Annotated in this window: 3 protein-coding genes; 2 read left to right on the top strand and 1 reads right to left on the bottom strand. The window is 72.0% G+C overall.

What is annotated here, in order from left to right:
- Positions 1 to 43: 43 nt before the first annotated feature.
- On the top strand, positions 44 to 1561 hold the full coding sequence (locus D183_RS0104270; RefSeq protein WP_081613270.1) for a GGDEF domain-containing protein: 1518 nt from the start codon (positions 44 to 46) through the stop codon (positions 1559 to 1561).
- A gap of 102 nt (positions 1562 to 1663) precedes the next feature.
- On the opposite strand, the gene D183_RS0104275 is transcribed toward D183_RS0104270, so the two are convergent.
- Entirely contained in the window at positions 1664 to 2560 is an 897-nt protein-coding gene (locus tag D183_RS0104275) for a DUF808 domain-containing protein (RefSeq protein WP_017907904.1), read from the bottom strand.
- 140 nt (positions 2561 to 2700) lie between these two features.
- Between D183_RS0104275 and D183_RS23990 the strand changes: the two genes are divergently transcribed.
- Positions 2701 to 3876, top strand: a 1176-nt coding sequence (locus tag D183_RS23990) for a dihydroxyacetone kinase subunit DhaK (protein ID WP_017907905.1), incomplete at its 3' end; no start/stop codon positions are given.

The following is a 3876-nucleotide window of genomic DNA, read 5'->3' on the forward strand; positions in this document are numbered from 1 at the left end:
GTCGCCACGCCGGCGCGATCCCGCGCCGACGACGGCCGCGGGGCTGCCGGCGCGCGCGCAGGCGCACGGCCACGGGCACAAGCACGGCCACGCGGCGCCGCCCGCGGAGGCGGCGACCGATCCGGCTGCCGCCACCGCCGCGCTGATCCGCCTGTTCCAGCAGGCGCACGAGCCGCAAGGCCTGCTCGGCGCCTTCGCCGACGGCATGGCCTCGCTGCACGGCGAGCTGGGCGACATGGGGCGGCGCCTGCAGTCTGCGGCGAGCAGCGGCGACTGGCCCAGCTACGGCCGCGCACTGCGCCAGCTGATCGACAAGTACATCCGCACCATCGACGTCGAGGATCCGCTGGCCGGGCCCAGCGACAGCGAGCGCCTGCGCGACCTGCTGCGGCAGACCGTGGCCGGCGCGCTGGCGGCGCTGCTGCACACCCTGCCCGAACTGGCCGGCGAGGCCGAGGCCAGCGGCGAGGCGCTGCGCCAGTGGCGTCCCGGGCAGCCGCTGGAACCGGTGGCGCAACAGGTGCGCGAGCTGTGCCACCAGATCGCGTTGCGCGCCAACGACGGCCAGGAGCAGCAGGCGCTGTTGCTGAGCCTGTTCGACCTGCTGCTGGAGAACGTCGGCGAACTGCTCGACGACACCAGCTGGCTGCAGGGCCAGATCGCGGTGGTGCGCGACCTGATCGCCGGGCCGCTGGACCGCTACTCGATCGAGGAGGCGCGCGGCAGCCTGCGCGAGGTGATCTACAAGCAGGGCCTGCTGAAGCAGGGCATCGCCGAGTCCAAGGAGGCGATGAAGGACCTGATGCTGAGCTTCGTCGCGGACCTGGACGGCATGGCCGCCAGCACCGGCGAATTCCACGACCGCATCGCCGACTACTCGCAGACCATCCGCGACGCGCGCAGCATCGCCGACCTCAACCGCCTGCTGCAGGAAGTGCTGCAGGACACCAGCCACGTGCAGGAGCAGGCGCTGCGCGCGCGCGATCACCTGATCGCCGCTCGCCAGGAGGTGGAGGCGGCGGAGCAGCGCATCCTGCGCCTGGAGCAGGAACTGCAGGACGTCAGCGGCCTGGTGCGGGTCGACCAGCTCACCGGCGCGCTCAATCGCCGCGGCCTGGACGACCTGTTCGTGCGCGAACTGGTGCGCACCGAGCGCAGCGCGCAGCCACTGTGCGTGGCGATGCTGGATCTTGACGATTTCCGCAAGCTCAACGAGACCTACGGCCACCCCGGCGGCGACAGCGCCCTGCGCCACGTGGTGGAGGTGGCGCGCACCACGTTGCGCGCCAGCGATGCCATCGCCCGCTTCGGTGGCGAGGAGTTCGTGGTGCTGATGCCGGACTGCACGATCTTCGAGGCCAGCGCGGCGGTGACCCGGGTGCAGCGCGCCCTGGCGCAGCGCGCGGTGGTGCACGAAGACCAGCGCGTGTTCGTCAGCTTCAGCGCCGGCGTCGCCCTGCGCCAACCCGGCGAAGCGCAGGACGCGCTGATCCGCCGCGCCGACCGTGCGCTGTACGAGGCCAAGAAGGCCGGCAAGAATCGGGTGGTGTCGGCAGACTAGCGCCGGCTTTGCCGGCGCGGGATTGGGGAGTCGGGATTGGGGATTGGCAAAAGCGGGAATGCGCGCCGCTGTTACGAATCCCGAATCTCCAATCCCGAATCCCTATTCCCGCACCTTCTTGATGCCCAGCACCACCGCCAGCACCAAGGCGCCGGCCACGATTCCCACCAAGGCGTTGCCCAGCGCAAGCACCAGGCTGTCCAGCCCGCCGTTTGGGGCCATGCCCTCGATGGCATGGTGCAGCGGTCCGATGCTGTGCACCAGGATGCCGCCGCCGACCAGGAACATCGCCGCGGTGCCGGCGATCGACAGCGTGCGCATCAGCCACGGCGCCAGCCACAGGATGCCGCGGCCGATCGCCGCGGCGGCGTCACCCTTGCGACTGAGGTACAGCCCCAGGTCGTCGAGCTTGACGATGCCCGCGACCAGCCCGTACACGCCGGCGGTCATCGCCAGCGCGATCGCCACCAGCACCGCGAGCTGCTGCACGAACGGCACGCCGGCGACCACGCCCAGCGACAGCACGATGATCTCCGCCGAGAGGATGAAGTCGGTGCGGATCGCGCCCTTGACCTTGTCCTTCTCCAGCGCGACCACGTCCACCTGCTGGTCGGCCAGCGCCTGCACCTGCTGCGCGTGACGTGCCGCGTCCTCTTCCTTCGAATGCAGGAAACGGTGCGCCAGCTTCTCCACGCCCTCGAAGCACAGGAACGCGCCGCCGATCATCATCAGCGGGGTGATCGCCCACGGCAGCCAGGCGCTGATCGCCAGCGCCGCCGGCACCAGGATCGCCTTGTTCAGCAGCGAGCCCTTGGCCACCGCCCACACCACCGGCAGTTCGCGGTCGGCGTTCACGCCGGTCACCTGCTGCGCGTTCAGCGCCAGGTCGTCGCCGAGCACGCCGGCGGTCTTCTTGGCCGCGACCTTGGTCAGGATCGACACGTCGTCGAGCAGGGTGGCGATGTCGTCGAGCAGGGTGAACAGGCTGGCGCCGGCCATGCGGGGATTCCATTCGGGATGAGCGGCGATTCTCGCCGATTCCGCCGACCAGGTGCGTGAGCAGGCCGGCCTCAACCGCGCCTAACGCCGGCCCGGCTATCGTGTGCCACACCGCCGCACGGCCTGCACAGGACACCCGCATGGACCAGTTCCTCACCGCCCCCCGCGCCATCGTCGACGACGTCCTCGCAGCCGCGGCCATGCTGCAACCGCTGCTGCTGTCGGAAACCGGCAGCGGCACCCGCATCGTGCTGCAGGCCGAGCGCGATCCGCGCCAGGTCGCGGTGCTGTCCGGCGGTGGCGCCGGGCACGAACCGGCGCATGCCGGCTTCGTCGGCCCGGGCATGCTCAGCGGCGCCATCGCCGGCGACCTGTTCGCCTCGCCCGGCGTGGAAGCGGTGCTGGCGGCGATCCGCGCCTGCGCCGACGCGCCCGGCGTACTGCTGGTGATCAAGAACTACACCGGCGACCGGCTCAACTTCGGCCTGGCCGCCGAGCGCGCCCGCGCCGAGGGCATCGACGTGGCCAGCGTGCTGGTCGCCGACGACATCGCCCTGCCCGACGCGGCGCAGCCGCGCGGCATCGCCGGCACGGTGCTGGTGCACAAGTACGTGGGCCACCTGGCGCGCGAGGGCGTGCCGCTGGCCGAACTGGCGCAGCGCGGCCAGGCCTTCGCCGACCGCCTGCTGTCGCTGGGCATGGCGCTGTCCAGTTGCAGCGTACCCGGCCAGCAGGTCGGCCGCCGCGCTCCGGAACTGGGGCTAGGCATCCACAACGAGCCCGGGGCGCGGCCGGTGCAGCCCGGCACGGTGGAAGAGGCGTTGGCGCTGGTGCTGGACCCGCTGCTGGCGCAGGCCGATGCGCGCCTGGGCGCCGACGCGCCGCTGGTGCTGATGCTCAACGACCTCGGCGGCTGCTCGACGCAGGAACTGGGCGTGCTGACGCGGCTGGCGCTGCAGCGCATCGGCGTCGCGCGGGTCGCGCTGATGCCGGTGCCGGCAGCGCTGATGACCTCGATGGACATGCACGGCTTCTCGATCACCCTCGCCCCGGCCGATGCCGACGTGCTGGCCGCACTGCAGGCACCGGTGCAGACCCTGGGCTGGCCCGGCGTGCGTGTGCCGCATGCAGTGCAGACCTTTGCGCCGGCACTGAAGCGCGACGACAGCCACCGCGATGGCCCGCGCGATGCGCAGTGCGCAGCGGCCCTGGGCCGGGTGGCGCAAGCCCTGATCGCCGCGCAGGTCGAGCTGGACGCGCTGGATGCGCGCAGCGGCGATGGCGACGCCGGCAGCACCTTCGCCGCCGGCGCGCGC

This window comes from Xanthomonas sp. SHU 199 (assembly GCF_000364665.1).
Lineage (GTDB): Bacteria > Pseudomonadota > Gammaproteobacteria > Xanthomonadales > Xanthomonadaceae > Xanthomonas_A > Xanthomonas_A sontii.